This window comes from Roseisolibacter sp. H3M3-2 (assembly GCF_029211165.1).
In the GTDB taxonomy this organism is placed as follows: domain Bacteria; phylum Gemmatimonadota; class Gemmatimonadetes; order Gemmatimonadales; family Gemmatimonadaceae; genus Roseisolibacter.
In genome coordinates, this window is sequence record NZ_JARGEK010000069.1 from 1 (window position 1) to 17,525 (window position 17,525).

General features: G+C 76.1%; 17 protein-coding genes and 1 pseudogene. 8 read left to right on the forward strand and 10 right to left on the reverse strand.

Annotated features, from left to right (window positions below):
* From PYV61_RS08150 to PYV61_RS08160, 3 genes are all read left to right on the forward strand, one after another.
* Nucleotides 1-480: crosslink repair DNA glycosylase YcaQ family protein (locus PYV61_RS08150; protein WP_275830198.1), on the forward strand; the 480-nt coding region annotated here is incomplete at its 5' end.
* Between the two features lie 6 nt (nucleotides 481-486).
* A complete protein-coding gene (hisN, locus tag PYV61_RS08155; RefSeq protein WP_275830200.1) occupies nucleotides 487-1,263 on the forward strand; it encodes a histidinol-phosphatase in 777 nt (258 codons plus the stop codon).
* Nucleotides 1,264-1,299: 36 nt separating this feature from the next.
* Entirely contained in the window at nucleotides 1,300-2,862 is a 1,563-nt protein-coding gene (locus PYV61_RS08160) for a hypothetical protein (RefSeq protein WP_275830203.1), read from the forward strand.
* Here the strand turns inward: PYV61_RS08160 and PYV61_RS08165 are convergent.
* From PYV61_RS08165 to PYV61_RS08180, 4 genes are all read right to left on the reverse strand, one after another.
* Nucleotides 2,828-3,154, reverse strand: coding sequence for a hypothetical protein (locus PYV61_RS08165; RefSeq protein ID WP_275830204.1), 327 nt, complete (start codon nucleotides 3,152-3,154; stop codon nucleotides 2,828-2,830). The two genes, PYV61_RS08160 and PYV61_RS08165, sit on opposite strands and share 35 nt — an antisense overlap.
* Nucleotides 3,155-3,246: 92 nt before the next feature.
* Nucleotides 3,247-4,239 carry a hypothetical protein gene (locus tag PYV61_RS08170; protein ID WP_275830206.1) on the reverse strand — a complete coding sequence of 331 codons (993 nt, stop codon included), beginning with the start codon at nucleotides 4,237-4,239 and terminating at the stop codon, nucleotides 3,247-3,249.
* A gap of 124 nt (nucleotides 4,240-4,363) precedes the next feature.
* Entirely contained in the window at nucleotides 4,364-5,137 is a 774-nt protein-coding gene (locus PYV61_RS08175; RefSeq protein ID WP_275830208.1) for a LytTR family DNA-binding domain-containing protein, read from the reverse strand.
* Nucleotides 5,137-6,237 (reverse strand): histidine kinase, encoded by a 1,101-nt coding sequence (locus PYV61_RS08180; RefSeq protein WP_275830210.1) that lies wholly within the window; start codon nucleotides 6,235-6,237, stop codon nucleotides 5,137-5,139. Before PYV61_RS08180 ends, PYV61_RS08175 begins: the two co-directional genes overlap by 1 nt.
* An 87-nt stretch (nucleotides 6,238-6,324) precedes the next feature.
* On the opposite strand from PYV61_RS08180, the gene hisIE reads away from it, so the two are divergent.
* Nucleotides 6,325-6,924 carry a bifunctional phosphoribosyl-AMP cyclohydrolase/phosphoribosyl-ATP diphosphatase HisIE gene (gene hisIE / locus PYV61_RS08185; RefSeq protein WP_275830212.1) on the forward strand — a complete coding sequence of 200 codons (600 nt, stop codon included), beginning with the start codon at nucleotides 6,325-6,327 and terminating at the stop codon, nucleotides 6,922-6,924.
* Between the two features lie 35 nt (nucleotides 6,925-6,959).
* Here the strand turns inward: hisIE and PYV61_RS08190 are convergent, their stop codons facing one another.
* The 4 genes from PYV61_RS08190 to PYV61_RS08205 form a co-directional block, all read right to left on the reverse strand.
* Nucleotides 6,960-7,406, reverse strand: coding sequence for a hypothetical protein (locus PYV61_RS08190; RefSeq protein ID WP_275830214.1), 447 nt, complete (start codon nucleotides 7,404-7,406; stop codon nucleotides 6,960-6,962).
* A gap of 74 nt (nucleotides 7,407-7,480) precedes the next feature.
* Nucleotides 7,481-8,131, reverse strand: coding sequence for a DUF2231 domain-containing protein (locus tag PYV61_RS08195; RefSeq protein WP_275830216.1), 651 nt, complete (start codon nucleotides 8,129-8,131; stop codon nucleotides 7,481-7,483).
* 161 nt (nucleotides 8,132-8,292) lie between these two features.
* A complete protein-coding gene (locus tag PYV61_RS08200; RefSeq protein ID WP_275830218.1) occupies nucleotides 8,293-9,696 on the reverse strand; it encodes a pitrilysin family protein in 1,404 nt (467 codons plus the stop codon).
* A complete protein-coding gene (locus PYV61_RS08205; protein WP_275830220.1) occupies nucleotides 9,693-11,096 on the reverse strand; it encodes a pitrilysin family protein in 1,404 nt (467 codons plus the stop codon). Before PYV61_RS08205 ends, PYV61_RS08200 begins: the two co-directional genes overlap by 4 nt.
* A gap of 124 nt (nucleotides 11,097-11,220) precedes the next feature.
* Here PYV61_RS08205 and murB point away from each other — a divergent pair, with 124 nt between their 5' ends.
* From murB to PYV61_RS08220, 3 genes are all read left to right on the forward strand, one after another.
* Nucleotides 11,221-12,219, forward strand: coding sequence for a UDP-N-acetylmuramate dehydrogenase (gene murB / locus PYV61_RS08210; protein ID WP_275830222.1), 999 nt, complete (start codon nucleotides 11,221-11,223; stop codon nucleotides 12,217-12,219).
* Between the two features lie 150 nt (nucleotides 12,220-12,369).
* Nucleotides 12,370-14,547, forward strand: coding sequence for an ATP-binding protein (locus tag PYV61_RS08215; RefSeq protein ID WP_275830224.1), 2,178 nt, complete (start codon nucleotides 12,370-12,372; stop codon nucleotides 14,545-14,547).
* Nucleotides 14,548-14,640: 93 nt separating this feature from the next.
* A complete protein-coding gene (locus tag PYV61_RS08220) occupies nucleotides 14,641-15,228 on the forward strand; it encodes a hypothetical protein (RefSeq protein ID WP_275830226.1) in 588 nt (195 codons plus the stop codon).
* A gap of 15 nt (nucleotides 15,229-15,243) precedes the next feature.
* Here the strand turns inward: PYV61_RS08220 and PYV61_RS08225 are convergent, their stop codons facing one another.
* Nucleotides 15,244-15,669: a hypothetical protein gene (locus PYV61_RS08225; protein WP_275830228.1), complete on the reverse strand. Its 426-nt coding sequence runs from the start codon at nucleotides 15,667-15,669 to the stop codon at nucleotides 15,244-15,246.
* Between the two features lie 141 nt (nucleotides 15,670-15,810).
* On the opposite strand from PYV61_RS08225, the gene PYV61_RS08230 reads away from it, so the two are divergent.
* Entirely contained in the window at nucleotides 15,811-16,626 is an 816-nt protein-coding gene (locus PYV61_RS08230; RefSeq protein ID WP_275830230.1) for a VOC family protein, read from the forward strand.
* A 129-nt stretch (nucleotides 16,627-16,755) separates the two neighbouring features.
* Here the strand turns inward: PYV61_RS08230 and PYV61_RS08235 are convergent.
* Nucleotides 16,756-17,525, reverse strand: a pseudogene (locus PYV61_RS08235) (hypothetical protein); the annotation flags it as partial.

Consider the following 17,525-nt stretch of genomic DNA (forward strand, 5'->3'; position numbering starts at 1 on the left):
CCCGACGGCGCGCCCCCCGGCGACGCGCTCGCCGCGCTGGTGCGCGCGGCGCTGGTGGCGCTGGGCGAGGTGGACGGCGTCCCCTGGGTGTGGCCCGCCGACGCCCCGCCCGACGCGGACGGCGCGCGCGCCGCGGCGCCGCGCGTGGTGCGCTTCCTCGCCCCCTTCGACCCGCTGGTGTGGGACCGCGCGCGCGTCGAGCAGCTGTGGGGGTGGGCGTACCGCTTCGAGGCGTACACGCCGGCGCCGAAGCGGCTGTACGGCTACTACGCGCTCCCCGTGCTGTGGGGCGACCGCCTGGTCGGCTGGGCCAACGTCGCGGTGCGCGGCGGCGCGCTCGACGTGCAGCTAGGGTTCCGCGACGGCCGCCCGCGCGACCGCGCCTTCGCGCGCGCGCTCGACGCCGAGGTCGCGCGGATGACGCGCTTCCTCGGCGCCGGCGCGGACTCCGACGATCCCGACACCTCCGACGACGACTGACGACGCATGCCCGACGCGACGCCCGCCCTGCTCATGTACGCCGCCGCCGACGTCGCGCGCGTCGCCGGCGACCACGCGCTCCGCCACTTCCGGTCGGCGCTGGCGGTCGAGACCAAGGGGGACGGCTCGCCCGTCACCGTCGCCGACCGCGGCGCCGAGGAGGCCGCGCGCGGCTGGCTCGCCGCGCGCTTCCCGCACGACGGGATCCTCGGCGAGGAGTTCGGCACCACGCGCCCCGACGCCGCGCGGCGGTGGATCCTCGACCCGATCGACGGCACCAAGACGTTCGTGCGCGGCGTGCCGCTGTGGGGGACGCTGGTGGCGTGCGTGGCGGGCGACGAGGTGCTGGCGGGCGCGGCATACTTCCCGGCCGTCGGCGAGATGGTGTGCGCCGCGCCCGGCGAGGGGTGCTGGTGGAACGGCGCGCGGGCGCGCGCGTCGGACGTCGCGTCGCTCGGCGCGGCGACGGTGCTGACCACCGACCCCAAGTTCTCGCACCGCCCCGACCGCCGCGACGCCTGGCGCGCGCTCGAGGACGCGGCGCTGCTGTCGCGCAGCTGGGCCGACGCGTACGGCTACCTGCTCGTCGCCACCGGGCGCGCCGAGGCGATGGTGGACCCGATCATGGGCGACTGGGACTCGGCGCCGCTCCTCCCGATCCTCGAGGAGGCGGGAGGGACGTTCACGAGCTGGGACGGGCGGCGCACTGCGTTCGGCGGCGACGCGGTGGCCACCAACGGCGCGTTGGCGGAGGCGGTGCGGCGCACGCTGCACGGAACGTGAACGGGCCGGCCCGGCCGGCGGGCGTAGCTTGACGGGATGACCCGTTCCCTGCTCCTCCTCCTGGTCGCCGCGCCGCTCGCCGCGCAGGCGCCGCTCCGCTACACCGTCGACCTCACGCGCACCGACGGGCACGCGGTCGCCGTCACGCTGCGCGTGGACTCGCTGGCGCCCGGCGACAGCATCCTGCAGTTCGCGGCCACCGCGCCCGGCACCTACCAGACGATGAACGTCGGCCGCTTCGTGCGCGACCTCGCGGCGGCCGACGCCGAGGGGCGCCCGGTGGCGGTGCGGCAGGCGAGCGTGAACCAGTGGCGGTTCGCCGAGCCGGCGCGCGTGCGCACGGTGACCTGGCGCGCCGTCGACACGCGGCACGCCGGCGTGACAGAGTTCCCGGTGTACCCGATGGCGGGGAGCGCGGTCGAGCCCGAGCACGCGCTGCTCAACTGGCACGCGGTCGTCGGCTTCCCGGCCACGCGCCAGGCGTCGCCGATCGAGCTGCGGCTGGTGCGCCCCGCCGGGTGGCAGGTCGCCACCGCGCTGCGCGAGGAGGACGGCGTCTTCCGCGCCGACAGCTACGACCACCTCGTCGACTCGCCGGTGCTGGCCGGGCGGCTGACGACGGCGCAGCTGTGCGTGACCGGCGTCCCGGTGGGGATCGCGGTCCACTCGCCGACCAACCGGATCACCGCCGACCAGCTGCGCGGCGCGATGCAGGGGATGCTGGAGTCGGCGGGGCGCTTCCTCGGCACGCTCCCGGTCGACCGCTACGTCTTCCTGTTCGATTTCTCGGACGCCGGCAAGGGCGCGGCGCGCGGGGCGTGGGAGCACTCGTACAGCTCCGCCTACACGCTCGACGAGGCGCCGTTCACGGAGGAGGTCGGGCGCGGGATCACGAGCATCGCCGCGCACGAGTTCTTCCACGTCGTGACGCCGCTCAACATCCACTCCGAGGTGGTGGAGCGCTTCAACTACGAGCGCCCCGTCCCGTCGCGCCACCTCTGGCTGTACGAGGGGACGACCGAGTGGGCCGCGCAGAAGATGCAGCAGGAGGGCGGGCTGATGCCGCTCGAGCGCTACCTCGCCGTGGTCGCGCAGAAGGCGCAGGTGGACCGGCGCGGCTACGACGCGTCGTACTCGCTGCTCGACCTCGCGCGCACCTCGTACACCGCCGAGGGGGCGCGGCAGTACGGCAACATCTACATGCGCGGCGCGCTGGCGGCGGGGCTGCTCGACATCCTGCTGCTGCGCGAGTCGGAGGGGCGGCGCGGGCTGCGCGCGCTGGTGCTCGACCTGGCGCGCGAGTACGGCAAGTCGCGCCCGTTCCCCGAGGACTCGCTGATCGCGCTCGTCGGCGCGCGCACGTCGCCCGCGGTGCGCGACTTCTTCGCCCGCCACGTCGAGCGCGCCGAGCCGCTGCCGCTCAGGGAGTACTACGGCTGGCTCGGGATCGACGTCGTCGAGGACGCGAACGGGATGGTGCAGCGCCTCGTCGCGCGCCCCGACGCCTCGCCCGCGCACCTGCGGCTGCGCGAGGCCTGGCTGCGCGGCGGCGAGCCGCCGGCGGTCACGGCGTCGGCGGCCGCGTGTCCGGCGCGGTGATCGCCGCCTCGGTGATCGCCGCCTCGGCGCGCCGCCGGCCGCTCAGCCGCTCCCACCCGCGCGCCACGAACGGCACCAGCCCGGCGGTGGCCGCGAGGCGCACGGGCATGGTCAGCTTCGTGATCCCGTAGGCCACGGTCGCCAGCCCCGCGCTCCCCGTGAACGAGGCCGGCCGCCAGCCGGCGCGCAGCGCGAGCCAGACCCCCGCGAAGACGGCGGCGAAGATCAGGTAGTGCAGGACGAGGGCGGCGACGCCGTACTCGGCGAAGAGGCGCTGGATGCGCGCGCGCATGCGGGGCGTGGGGGTGGGCCGAGCGGGGGGTGAAAGCTGGTCGTGCGCCCGTCCGGGCACCAGCCGTGCCGCCCCGCCGGCCGCCCCGCCCGTCAGAGCCCGTCCAGCACGCGCGTCGACACCCGGTAGAAGTTCCCCGGCAGCGGCCCGCGCCGCACGAAGAACAGCGCGCGCCGGTCGCGCGACAGCGTCGGGTGGTACTCGTCGGCCGCCGTGTTCACCACCGGGCCCAGGTTGCGCGCCGCCGTCCACGCGCCGCGCTCGAGGTGGCTCACGTAGAGGTCGCCCAGCCCGTACCCGCCCGGCCGCAGCGACGTGAACACCAGCGTGCGCCCGTCGACCGAGATCTCGGGGTTGAACTCCCACGCGTCCTGCAGCCCGCCGCCGGCGACCGGCGTCGTGTTCACCCCCGGGCCCAGCGCCTCGCGCGGCGCGAAGCCGTCGCCGTCGCGCGCCGCGCGGTAGATGTCGAAGTGGCGCCCCGGCTGCGGGAAGAACGGCCCGCTGGCGAAGTACAGCGTGCCGTCGGCCGACACCGACGGGTAGAGCTCGTCGGCGGTCGGGGTGTTGACGGTCGGGCCGAGCCACACCGGCTCCCCCCACCCGCCGCCGGGCGCGCGCTCGACCATCCACAGGTCGACGTCGCCGCGCGCCACGCCGTCCACCGGGCGGATCGACGAGAAGTAGAGCCGCTGCCCGTTCGGCGCGAGGAACGGGTCGATGTCGCTGTACGTCCCCGAGAACGACGCGACCTCGGGGGCCGACCACGCGCCGTCGGCGAGGTGCGAGACGTAGATCGTCGCCTGCCGCGTGAACGGGAAGAAGGCCGCGCTGCTGGCGAAGTACGCCGTCTTCCCGTCGGGGGTGAAGGTGATGCGCCACTGCTCGCGCGCGTCCGAGATCGTCCCCTCGGCGAAGACCGCCGGCACCGCGGGCGCGGCGTCGCGCGCGGCCGACGAGGCGGCCGCCGGCGCGTCGCGCGGCGCCAGCGGGCGCTGCGCGCCCCCGTCCGCGCACGCCGCGGCGGCGAGCGTGGCGAGCGTCGTCCACGCCAGCAGTGATCCGGTCAGCAGTCCCTGTCGCATCCCCGTCCTCCCAGTGCGGTGTGCGCCGGCCGCGTCGTGCGGCCCGGTCGCGTGCACGGTTCGGCGGGACGGGGCGCGGGCGCCACGCGCGCGGGACGAACGGTGGGCCGGCGGCCGCGGACGACTACGGACGGAGGCCGAGCGCCTGCTGGACCGCCGCGCGGTAGGTGCGGCCGGTGGTGAGGCGTCGCCCGCCGGCGAGGAAGAGTACGTACTCCCCCGCGAACAGCGGCTCGACCTCGACCACGCGCCGCAGGTTGACCACCAGCGAGCGGTGCACGCGCACGAAGCGGCGCGGGTCGAGCCGTTCGCCGAGCGCGGTGAGCGACTCGCGCATCAGCTCGGACGCGCCGCCGACGTGGACGCGCACGTAGTTCCCGTCGGCCTCGAAGTAGTCGACCGCGTCCACGTCCACGAGGCGCACGCGCGCGCCGACGCGGATGCTCAGGCGGCGCAGGTAGCCGGCCTCGCGGTCGGCGCGCGCGAGCAGGGCGAGCAGCCCCTCGTCGACCCGCGCCGCGCGCGCGCCGCGCAGCCGGGCGCGCACCCGCCCCAGCGCCTCGGCCAGCCGCGCGGCGTCGTAGGGCTTGAGCAGGTAGTCCACCGCGTGCAGCTCGAACGCGCGCACGGCGTAGGCGTCGTACGCCGTGGCGAAGACCACGGCCGGCGCCCCCTCCCACCCCACCGCGGCGGCGACCTCGCGCACGACGTCCAGCCCCGTCCCCTCGGGCATCTGCACGTCGAGGAGCGCGACCGCGGGGCGCAGCGCGAGGATCGACGCCACCGCCTCGCGCCCGCCGCGCGCCTCGCCCACCAGCTCGACGTCGGGGTGCGCCGCGAGCAGGCGGCGCAGGTGGTGGCGCGCCGGCGGCTCGTCGTCGGCGATCAAGACGCGCATCACGCCGGCACCGCCGCCCGCGGGCGGAGCGGGAGGCGCATCTCGACCGCCGCGCCGGCGCCGGGCGCGGCGCGCACGTCGAACCGCTGCTGCGCGCCGTACATGTGGGCGAGCCGGCTGCGCGTGTTGGCCAGCCCGACGCCGGCGGTGGCCGTCCCGGCGTCGAAGCCCACGCCGTCGTCGCGCACCGCCACCAGCAGCGCGCGCTCCTGCCGCCGCGCGACGATCGTCACCGTCCCGGGCGCGACGCGCGGCGCGATCCCGTGGCGGATCGCGTTCTCGACCAGCGGCTGCAGGAAGAGGTGCGGCACCAGCAGGTCGCGCGCCTCGGGCTCGACGTCCCAGCGCACGCGCAGCCGGTCGGCGAAGCGCACCTGCTCGATGTCCACGTACGCGCCCAGCACGCGCAGCTCCTCGGCCAGCGTCACCTCGCCGACGTGCGCGGCGTCGAGCGTGTGGCGCAGCAGCTGGCTGAGGCGCCCGATCATCCGCTCCGCCGTGTCGGGGTCGGTGCGCACGTAGGCGGCGACGGCGTTGAGCGTGTTGAACAGGAAGTGTGGGTGCAGCTGCAGCTTGAGCGCGTCGAGCTCCGCGCGCACCAGCCGCTCGTCGCGCTCGCGGGTGCGGTCGGCGAACAGCAGCGCGTGCCCGACGCCGACCAGCATCCAGAACAGCAGCAGGTTGTTGGCGACGCTGGTGGCCAGCAGCTCGGGGAGGGGCGGGAGCGCCGGGTACCAGCCGACCCACGGGTTGAGCACGACCACCGCGCCCGCGCGGGCCAGGCAGACGCCGAGCGCCGCGGCGACGTGCACCGGGAGCCGCCGCGCCCACGCCCCGCGCTCCAGCGGGACGCGCGCCGCCAGCCAGAACGCGAACACGGTGAGCGGCACCCACAGCGCCGCGCTCACCGCCGTCGCCAGCACCACCGCGGCCCGCTGGGCCTCGTCGCCCGCGCCCATGCGGTGGTAGTTGGTCACCGTGATGAACGCGTCGAGCGTCCACCAGGCCGCGGCGATCCCCCAGCGCCGGCGCCGGGCGCGGCGGGGGGTCGGCGGGCGGCCGTCCGGGAGGGCCGCGGTGCGGGGGGCGATGCGGGGCACGGCGCAGCATCCGGGCCCGCGGGGCGGGTGTCAAGTTCGGCGGGGCGAACGGCGGAGCCACGGGGCCGAACCCCGTTAGCTTCCGGCATGCTCGATCTGGACTCGCTCGACTTCGCGAAGGGGAACGGCCTCGTCACCGTGGTCGCGCAGGACGCGCACACGGGCGCGGTGCTTATGGTGGCGCACGCCGACCGCGAGGCGCTGGCGCGCACGCTCGAGACGGGGGAGATGCACTACCGCTCGCGCAGCCGCGGGTTGTGGCACAAGGGCGCGACGAGCGGGAACGTGCAGCGCGTCGTGTCGCTCGCCCCCGACTGCGACGGCGACGCCGTGCTCGCGCGCGTGGCGCCGGCCGGGCCGGCCTGCCACACCGGCGCGCCCACCTGCTTCGGCGCCCCGGCGGGCGACGAGCTGGCGGCGCTCGACGCGACGCTGGCCGCCCGGGCGGCGTCCGACCCCCAGCCGGACCGCCCGAGCTACACCCAGCGCCTGCTCGCCGACCGCAACCTCCGCCTCAAGAAGATCGGCGAGGAGGCCGCGGAGCTGGTGACCGCGTGCGCCGACGGCGACCGCGCGCGGGCGGCCGAGGAGGGCGCGGACGTGCTGTACCACACGCTGGTGGCGCTGCGCGCGCTCGGCGTCTCGCTCGACGACGTGCGCGCCGTGCTGGCCGGCCGGGCGCGCTAGGCGTCGCCCGGCCGGCCGCGCCGGTCGGTCGTCGATCAGTCGTCGGCGTCGTCGCGCTCGCCGCCGCCGCCCCCCCCGCCCGAGGCGAAGCCGGGGCGGTACTCGGGGAGGTCGAACTCGTCGGGCTTGAGCGCCGGCTTGCGCCGCCGCGCCGCCTGCCCGACGGTGACGGTGCCCCCCTTCTTCCGCCCGCCGATCGGCGTCATCGCCTCGGCGAGCAGGCGGCGCGCCTCGTCCATGACCGCGGGGTCGACGCGCGGCACGCGGCGCGACTTCTCCTCGCGGTAGAGCGCGCCGGGGTCGGTCGGGAGCACGCGCACGACGTCCTCGACCGGCGAGGGCTCGCGCGGCACCTCCGGGCGGCGGGCGCGGCGCGACGCGGGCGCGGTGGCCCGGGCCGCCGGGCGCGCCCGGGGCGGCGGCGGGATCTCGTCCTTCTGGTCGGGCGGCGGGGTCCGTCGGGCGGTGGCTCGCGATCGCATCGGGGTCTCCTGGCGGCTGGGGACCACATTCCAAGTGCACGCCCCGTGCACCCGCGACGGCGTCGGGCGGATGGTCAGGGGATCGACTCGGGGGCGCCGGGTCCCTCGTCGCGCGCGCCGAGGTCGCGCGGCGGCAGGGCGGCCGGGTTCTCCAGGTCGCGGCCGATCGCGGGGAGGAGGTCGCCGGCGCGCATCTCCTCGACCGCGGTCGGGATGGCGGTCTCGACGTCGCGGACGGCCCGCCGCGCCGCCTCGCCGAAGTGGCCGGGGGCGAGCTCGGGCGAGTCGCCGTCGCGCAGCCCGTCGGCGGGCTTCACGCCGACGCCGTGCTCGTACACCATCTTGCCGCCGAGGTACGCGCTGTAGCCGAGCGCGCCGAGCCCCGCGAGCCCGACGGCGAGGTACCTCGCCCCCGGGCGCCGCACGCCGACGCGGTACGCCGCCATCGCCGTCCCGATCGCGGTGAGCGCGACGTTCAGCGTGCGGTGCGTCGCGAGGAGGTCGTGCGCCACCCCCTCGGCGCGCACCTCCTCCTGCGCCACCAGCCCCGCGGCGGCCGACACCACCGCGCTCGCCGCCGCCACCGGCATCAGCACGCGCCCCGCCTCGGCGAGCGCGTCGCTGTCGGTGAGCCGCGCCAGCAGGTCCGCCGCGACGGCGGCGGGGAGGAGGGCGATCGGGAAGTGGACGAGCGACGGATGCAGTTCCTGCAGGCGGACCGGCATGGTCGTGACGGGCGGGAGTGGTGACTTCGGGAGTCGAAAGAGCGGGAGTCACAGCGGCGCCCCTGCGACTCAAGTCCCGAGCCGTGGTGGCGCCGTCATGACTCCCGCCCCGATCACTCCCGCCGTTCCGACTCCCGCCGTTCGAGGTCGTGGCCGCCGCGTCAGAACCCCTTGACCATGCTCTCGTCCAACCGCGCCGGATTCCCGATGTACGCCAGCCTGAGGTCGTGCAGGTACTGCCGCGCCACCCGCCGCACGTCGTCGGGGGTCACCGCGCGGAGCTCCTCGACGAACCGCGCCGCGCGCTTCCAGTCGCCGCGGTAGAGCTGGGCGCGGGCGAGGAAGTTGGCCTGGTCGGCGTTGGTCTCGTTGTCGAGGAAGTACTCGGTGATGAACTGCTGCCGCAGCTGGTCGAGCCCGCGCGGGGTGATCCACCCCTCCTGCAGGTTGCGCAGCTCCTCGCGCATGAGGGCGAGCGTGGTGCGCGGGTCCACCGTCGTGACGTACACGCCCCCGGTCGCCACCGCGCGGTCGACGAACGGCGCGTGCACCGCGTAGCTCAGGTTGCGCTTGCTGCGGATCTCGGCGAAGAAGCGCCCCGAGAGCACCGCGGTGGCGATGCGCAGCGGGTAGTAGTCGGGGCTCGACGCGGCCGGGCCGGGGAAGTAGCCGAGCAGGTAGTTGGTCGGCAGGTCGCGCCGCTCGACGGCGACGGCCGACGGCCGGGCCGGCGGCGGGGCCGGCGGCTGCCAGGCGTAGCTCCCCTTGGGGAGCGTGCCGAGCGTCGCGGCGACCACGCGCTCCAGCTTCGCGCGGTCGACGTCGCCGACGACCACGAGCAGCATGCGCGACGTCACCATCTGCTCGCGCTGGTACTTCCGCAGGTCGGCGAGCGCGATGCGGCGCAGCGACGCCTCGGTGCCGCGCGGCGCGATCCCGTACGGGTGCCCGTCGAACGCCAGCGAGTCGGCCAGGTACTCGAGCTGCGCGTCGGGGCTGTCGCGCCGCTGGCGCACGCCGCTCAGCAGGCGGCCGCGCAGCAGCTCGACCTCCCCCGAGTCGAGCGTCGGGCGCATCAGCCGGTCGGCGAAGATCGCCCACGTCGAGTCGAACGTCGCGGTGGTGCTGCGCATCGCGAACGTCGTCCAGTCGTGGTCCGCGTCGACGCCGATGAGGCTCCCGAGGCGCGCCATCTTCTCGGCCAGCACGTCGCGCGAGTACTTCTGCGTCCCGCGCTCCGTCGCGTCGAGCAGGAACGGCTCGAGCCCCGCCTGCTCCGCGCCCGCCTGCCGCGTCCCGCCGAGCAGGTAGAGGTTGGCGGCGACGACCTCGTTGGAGGTGACGCGGCGGAGGATGACGGGGAGGCCGTTGACGTCGAACGACACGGTGTTGGTGTCGTTCGGCGCCACGCGAGCGTCGAGCGTCGAGCGTGGAGCGTCGAGCGTGGGGTCGGTCCCCCTCGACGCTCCACGCTCGACGCTCGACGCTCGCCCGGCCTGCGCGAGCGCGGGCGCCGCCGCGAGGAGCGCGGCGGCGGCGACGGAGATGCGGGCGCGCGCCCTCACGGCGTCGCCCCCGCCGCCGGCCTGCTCCACACCGCCGCCAGCTCGGCCTCCTTCAGGTCGAGCTGCTTGCGGTCCTCGGGCGACAGCAGCACGCCCGTGACGCGCGGCTTCGCGACGATGAACTTCGCCGCGTACCGCTGCAGGTCGGCCGGCGTCTGCTTGGCCATCTCGTCCACGTAGCCCATGAAGTAGTCCAGGTCCGCGACCGCCCACCAGAACCCGATCGTGTGCGTCAGCCCGCTCGTGCGCTCGGCGCCGAGCGCGCTCTCCATCGCCCGCTGCGCCTTCACCGACACCAGCTCGTCGGCGGAGAAGTAGCCCGGGTCGTCCAGCTTCTCGATCTCGGCGTGCAGCGCCGCCAGCCCCTCGCGCAGCTTCTCGGGGGCGATCTGGCCGCTGATCGTGATCGGCCCCACCTGGTCGAGCGTGTAGTAGTTCACCACCAGCCCCTGCCAGAGCCCCGTGTCGACGAGGCGGCGCTGGAAACGCGAGCCGGCGGTGTTGAGCGCGTCGGAGAACACGTCGGCCGTGTACGTCGCCGCGCGGTCCTTCCGCACGCTCGGCCCCTGCCACTGCACCAGCACCGTCACCGCGCTCACCCCCGCCTCGGCGATCAGCCCCTCGTTGGCCGTCAGCGCGGGGATCGCCGGGATCGGCGATTCGGCGAACGGGTCGGCCCCCTTCTGCCAGTCGCCGTACCAGCGCTCGGCCCACGCGAACACCGAGTCGGGGACCACGTCGCCGGTGACGACGAGCGCGGTGTTGTTCGGCACGTAGTAGCGGCGCTGGATCTCGCGCATCTTCTCGGGCGTCACCGTGCGGATCACCTGCCGGTCGCCGATGATGTTCTTGCGCGAGAACTGCCCCGGGTAGAGCCGCTTGGTCAGCTCGTTCTGGAAGCCGAACGCGGGGTTCGCCTCCTGGCGGTCGTACTCGCCGAGCACGACCTCCTTCTCGCGCGCCAGCTCGTCGGCGCGGAAGAGCGGGGCGCGCAGGGCGCTCGCGACGGCGCGCATCGCGGCGGCCAGCGAGTCGGCGGGGAGCGTCATGTAGTAGTTCACGCGCTCCTCCTGCGTCGTGCCGTTGAACACGGCCCCGAGCTCGGTGGCGCGCTGCGTGAACTGGTCGGGGGCCGGGAACTGCTGGCTCGCCTTGAAGAACATGTGCTCGTACATGTGCGCCAGCCCCGCGTAGTCGGGGGGCTGCGTGTACGAGCCGTTCTTCACGTCCACCTCGACGGTGGCCAGCGGGACGCCGTGGTTCTCGACCACGATGACCTCGAGCCCGTTGGGGAGGACGCGACGCTTGATGACCTTCTCCAGCTCGGCGCGCGACTGCGCCGCCAGGGGGGCGGCGAGCGCGGCCAGCAGGGAGAGGGCGAGGAGCGGGCGGATGCGCACGTGCGACGGGGTGGGCGTGGGTCTCGGGAAGGGCGGAAAGCTGGCGTGCGGACCCGGGCCGGGACAGGCGCCGGGGCGGCCGCCCCGCTGGCGAGGCCGTCGGGGGGCCGTTTGGTTTCCGTTCATGCCGTCCCCGACGACCCTGACGCCAGTTACGGCGCCCGCCGCCGCACCGCTCGACGCCGCCCGCCTCGCCGCCCTCGACGCCCGCCTCGGTGGCGAGCGCGTCCGGCGCGGCGTCCGGCTCGCGCAATACACCTCCTTCCGCATCGGGGGTCCGGCCGACGCCTTCTACATGGCCCGCACGGCCGACGAGCTGGCCGAGGCGGTGCGCGCGGCCCGCGAGCTGGAGCTGCCGCACTTCGTCCTCGGCCTCGGCGCCAACATCCTGGTCGGGGACCGCGGCTACCGCGGGCTGGTGATCCGCAACGCGGCGCGCCACTTCCGCTTCCGCGCCCAGGGCGACCGCTGCCTGCTCTGGGCCGAGAGCGGGGCGATCATGCAGGACCTCATCCTCGAGGCGGTCGAGCGCGGGTGGAGCGGGATCGAGCACTACATCGGCATCCCGAGCACCGTCGGCGGCGCGATCTGGCAGAACCTGCACTTCCTCTCGCCCGCCCCCGAGCGCGAGCGGACGATGTTCATCGCCGAGGCGTTCGAGTCGTGCGACATCCTCTCGGAGGAGGGGGAGCGGAAGACGGTCGACGCCGACTACGTGCAGTTCGGCTACGACGACACGGTCTTCCACCACCGCCGCGACATCGTGCTGAGCGCGACGTTCCGGCTGGAGCGCGGCGACGCCGACCGGCTGCACCGCATCCTGCACGAGAACCTGTCGTGGCGCGGCGCGCGCCACCCGTGGCTGCAGATCCACCCGAGCGCGGGGTCGATCTTCAAGAAGATCGAGGGGATCGGCGCCGGGCGGCTGGTCGACCAGGCGGGGCTCAAGGGGTTCCGCCACGGCGGCGCGCAGATCTCGCCGCTGCACGCGAACATCGTCGTCAACCGCGGCACCGCCACCGCGAAGGACGTGCGCGAGCTGATCGCGATCGCGCAGCGGAAGGTCGAGGAGCACTCGGGGTACCGGCTGGAGCCCGAGATCGGGTTCGTCGGCGAGTTCTAACGACCAGGAGAACGGATGAGACGGATCAGATCTGATCCGTCTCATCCGTTCTCCTGGTCGTTGATCTTGCGAAGCCCTGGACCGCGCCCCATGTCTCGAACGGGCGCCGCGCCGGATGCCGCGCTCCCGTCCCACATCCCGCCCGCCGGCGTGACGTCGTCCGTCCCGACCAATCCGCCCGACGCCCAGCGGCGCGCCGAGGCGGAGCTCGCCGACATGCTCGACCGCATGTCGGACGCGTTCTTCGCCTACGACCGCGACCTGCGCCTGCTGCGCGTCAACGCGGCCGCGCGGCGCTGGATCGTCGAGGAGGGGCTCGACCCCGACGCCGCCGTCGGGCGGGTCGTGTGGGACGGGCTCCCCGACGTCGCGCGCGAGCCGCTCGGCGACGCGCTGCGCCGCGTGCTCGCCGACGCGCGCGCCGAGGTGGTCGAGACGCGCTCGCCGCGCACCGGGCGCTGGGTCGAGGCGCGCCTCTTCCCGACCGCCGAGGGGGTGTCGTGCTATTCGGTGGACGTCACCGAGCGGCGGCGCGTGGCCGCCGACGCCGCCGAGGCGCAGGCGCGGCTCTACGTCGCCGAGCGGCGCGCCCGCGCCGAGGCGGAGCGCGCGGTGGCGCGGCTGTCGCAGCTGCAGGCGCTCGCCTCCGCGCTCGCCGCCACGCTCACCATCGAGGAGCTGGGGCGGCGCGTCGTCGGGCAGGGGCTCGCGGTGCTCGGCGCGGACGCGGCGTTCGTGATGCAGCGCCCCCCGCAGGCCCCCGACCGGCTGGAGACGGTGCACGCCGAGGGGTACCCGGCCGACCTGCAGGCGGCCTACGGCAGCTTCCCGCTCGACGCGCCGCTCCCCGCCGCGCACGCGGTGCGCGCGGGGGAGCCGGTGTGGCTGGAGGCCCCCGCGGACCGCGACGCGCGCTTCGCCGAGCGCACCGCGCCGGCGGCCGGGCGCTTCACGTCGCGCTTCGCCGCCGGCGCCGTGCTGCCGCTGGTCGTGGACGGGCGCGTGCTCGGCGCGATGGGGTTCAACTTCCGCGCGCCGCACCGCTTCACCGCCGACGACCTCGCCTTCCGGCAGGCGCTGGCGCGCGAGTACGCCGGCGAGCTGGCGCGCGTCCGCGCGCAGGAGGCGGAGCGCGCCGCGCGCCGCGAGGCGGAGCGCACGCCCCCCGAGATCGACGACGCCGTGCTGCGCGTCGGGATGCCCGCGCTCGGCGCGGCGCGCGACGGGGAGGCGCTGCGCGCCCCCGACGGCGCGGCGCTCGAGGTGGTGGGCGGCGTCGGCTACGACCCCGACCTGCTGGCGCGCTTCGCCCGGGTCCCGCTCGACGCGCCCTTCCCGCTGTGCGACGCGGTGCGCACGCGCGAGCCGGTGCTGCTGGCCGACGACGCGGAGCGCGACGCGCGCTACCCGCAGCTCGCCGCGCTGCGGCGCGCCAACGGCGGCGGCGCGATGGCCGCCGTCCCGCTGTTGGCCGGCGACCGGCCGCTCGGCGCGCTCGGCTTCAACTTCCCCGTCGAGACGCCGCTCGGCGCCGCGGAGCGCGACTTCCTGCAGGCGCTCGCGCAGCAGTGCGCGCAGGCGATGGACCGCGCGCGCCTCGACGCCGCCGAGCGGGCCGCGCGCGCCGACGCCGAGGACGCGAACCGCGCCAAGAGCGAGTTCCTGGCGGTGATGTCGCACGAGCTGCGCACGCCGCTCAACGCCATCCTCGGCTACGCCGACCTGCTCGACGCGGGCGTGGTGGGGGAGCTGGCGGAGGCGCAGCGCACGTTCGTGGTGCGCGGGCGCGACGCCGCGCGGCGGCTGCTCAGCCTCGTCGAGGACGTGCTGTCGTTCGCCAAGCTGGAGGCGGGGCGCGTGAGCATCCAGGCGGCGGCGGTGCCGGTGCGCGCGCTGGTCGAGCCGGCGGCGGCGGTGGTGGCCCCGCAGGCCGCGTCGCGCGGGCTCGCCCTCACGATCGACCCGCCGCCGGAGGGGCTGGTGGCGACGACCGACCGCGAGCGCGCCGGCCAGGTGCTGCTCAACCTCCTCTCCAACGCGCTCAAGTTCACCCCCGCGGGCGGCCGCGTCGCGCTGCGCGTGGCGGCCGACGACGCCTGGGTCCGCGTGTACGTCCAGGACGACGGCGTCGGGATCCCGCCGACGCTGCACGAGCGGATCTTCGAGCCGTTCGTGCAGGTGGGGAGCGGGCTGACCCGCGCCACCGAGGGGACGGGGCTGGGGCTGGCCATCAGCCGCGAGCTGGCGCGGGCGATGGGGGGCGACGTGACGGTGGCCAGCGCCCCAGGGGCGGGATCGACCTTCACCCTGGTGCTGCCGCGGGGCTGACCGGGCGGCGAGGTCATGCTTGACGGCGCGGCTGGCCGGCCCTACCGTGGCGGGCCCGCCTCACCCCCCTCTGTGTCTCCCGCCCGCCACACCATGCCGTCCCGCCTCGCCCCGCGCGCGCTCGCCCTCCTCCCCCTGGCCCTCGCCGCGTGCGCCGACGGGGCGCCGGTCAGCGGACCGCAGTCCGCCGCCTCCCCCGCCCGCTCCGAGGCGTCGTCGGTCGTCGTGGTGACCGGGGGGACGGCCGCGCCGCTGCCGTGCGCGCAGGTGGCCCCCGGCTTCGACTTCGCGCAGCAGCTCGCCCTGGGCATCACCGCCCGCGTGGTCGCCCCGAAGTCGGGGGAGGTGGTCTCGCTCGACCTCGACCGCGCGTCGGCGCCCGCGAACGTGCGCATCTCGCCGGACGCGCGGCTCCAGGAGCGGCGCGGGGTGCTGACCGGCCGCGGGACGATCGCGATGGACGTCTACGAGGGCGGCGTGCTGCGCGTGACGCTGGTCAGCGACCTGTCGGAGGCGACGGGGACGCTCGCCCAGCCCGGCGTGAACGCCGACGGCACGACGTACCGCCAGCTGGCGGTGAGCTTCCCGGCGCGCCGCGCCGACGGGACGGTCGACCTGCAGCAGTGCCCGTCGGGCGCCACGCTGCTGACGCGCGGCTTCGTCCTGAACGCGCGCTACTGAGCCGCGAAGCGTCGGCTACGGACGCCCGCCGGCGGGCCGCGGGAAGAAGTCCGGGTCGCGGCTCGCCAGGACCAGCAGCACCACGGCCGCGCCGTGCAGGAGCACGGCGCTGGTCGCGGGCGCGGCCTGGCGCCACATCAGCCCGAGCGCCGCGGAGGCGCCCCACGCGCAGGCCAGGTAGCCCGCCGCGAACGCCGGGGCCACCGGCCGGCGGAAGCGCCACGCCAGCGCGCCGAGGCCGAGCAGCTGGAGGACGCCCTTGAGCAGCGTCATGGCGCGCAGCAGCCGCGCCAGGTCCTCGTCCAGCATGGCGGGGCGCCCCGTCATCGCGCCGGCCAGCGCCGCGGCGGCCAGCAGCGTGAGCGCGCTCCCGCCGAGCAGGATCGCCGGCCACGGGAGGAGCGGGGCGGCGGGGAGCGGGGAGAATGCGCGGGCCTTCACGGGGTGCAACGTCGGGGCGGGACCGCGGTTGCGCCAGGGCCCGGCCCCTGTGACCGAACGTGGACACGGCGCCGCATTGACGCGTCGGCCGGCGGCGGCATCGTACCACGCCCGCACCACGACCCTCCACCCGCCCCGGCCATGACCACCCCCTCCACGTCCCCCGCCGCGTCGTCGTACGCGCCCCCCGCCGCCAGCAGCCGCTTCGTCTGGCACGACCTGATGACCACCGACGCGCCGCGCGCGACCGCGTTCTACACGGCGCTCTTCGGCTGGACGACGCAGGTGATGCCGCTGGGCGAGCTGGGCGACTACACGATGGTCGCCGCCGGCGAGGAGGGGGTGGGCGGCATCGTCCCGCTCGACGCGGCGCACGGCGCGCCGTCGCACTGGGTGAGCTACCTCGAGACGGGCGACGTCGACGCGACCTGCGCGCGCGCCGGCGCGCTGGGCGGCCGCACGCTCGTCCCGCCGACCGACATCCCGAACGTCGGCCGCTTCGCCGTCGTTGAAGACCCGGCGGGCGCGATCTGGTCGCCGTACCGCGGCCTCGAGCCCTCCCCCGACGCGCCGGCCGTCGCCCCCGCCGGCACCGCGGCGTGGCACGAGCTGCTCACGACCGACCCCGAGGCGATGGCCGCGTTCTACGGCGACCTCGCCGGCTGGACGCACGAGACGATGCCGATGCCGACGGGCCCCTACTGGCTGTTCAGGCGCGGCGGCGCGTTCGCCGGCGGCATGATGCGGCGCCCCGACGGCGACCCGTCGCGCCCGCACTGGCTGGTCTACTTCGCCGTCGCCGGCGCCGACGCGGCGGCCGCGCGCATCGCGGAGCTCGGGGGGACGATCGTGGTGCCGCCGACCGACATCGAGGACTGGGGGCGGATGGCGGTCGCGGTCGATCCGACGGGGGGGATGTTCGGGGTGTTGGAGAACAGGAAGCCTGATACGGCGTGATCAGGTGAGGCGTGGTCTATGACGGCGTGGTCCGGTACTGCGTGACCTTCACCTGTCGGTGTCGGCTCACGTAGGACCGGACCACGCCGTTTCTGACCACGCCGTATCGGACCACGCCGTTCCGGTCCCTCATTCGCATCCCCGCGCCCGCACGTCCTCGGCGATGCGCTCCCACCGCTCCGCGACCCGCTCCTGACCGACGCGCGCCCGCCACGCCCGATCCACCGCCGCGAGGTCGGCGCCGAGCCCCCGCGACCACAGCGCGCGCAGCGCGGGAACGCCGCCCGTCTCGGCGACGTGGCGCACGACGCTCCCCGCCTGCACGTACATCGCCGCCCCGCTCTCCCCCTCGACGTGGAAGCGCCGCGGGAGGTCGGCCAGCGGCGCGAGACGCCCCTCGGCGGCCAGCGACGCGGCCATCGCGTGCAGCGCGCGGCCGCCGCACCGCCCGACGGCGTGCATCGCGAGCCCCTCCGAGATCCACTGCGACCGCGGCGTCCCCCAGCGCTGCCACGACAGCACGTGCGTCAGCTCGTGGCGCAGCGGCGCGCGCGCCGAGTCGTTGGTCACGAACAGCACCGCCGACGCCGCGGGCTCCGCCCACCCGCCCGGCGTGCCGCCGGTGAAGGGGCGCATCTGCTCGCGCGCGTCGACCGCCAGCAGCTCGAGGTGCGCGGTGTCCTCCGCCGCCTCCATCGCCAGCAGCCGGCGCAGCTCGACGCGCGCCGCCCCCGCCTGCGCCGCCAGCGACGGCAGCACGTCGGCCGCGCGCGACCCCGCGGGCGCGTGCACGTGCATCCCCGGCGCGGCGTGCCTCACCCACTCCGTGCCGGGGGCGCCGAGCACGCGCTTCACGAACGGCGCGCGGTGGCCGTCGGGGGAGGGGCCGGCGCGGCGCG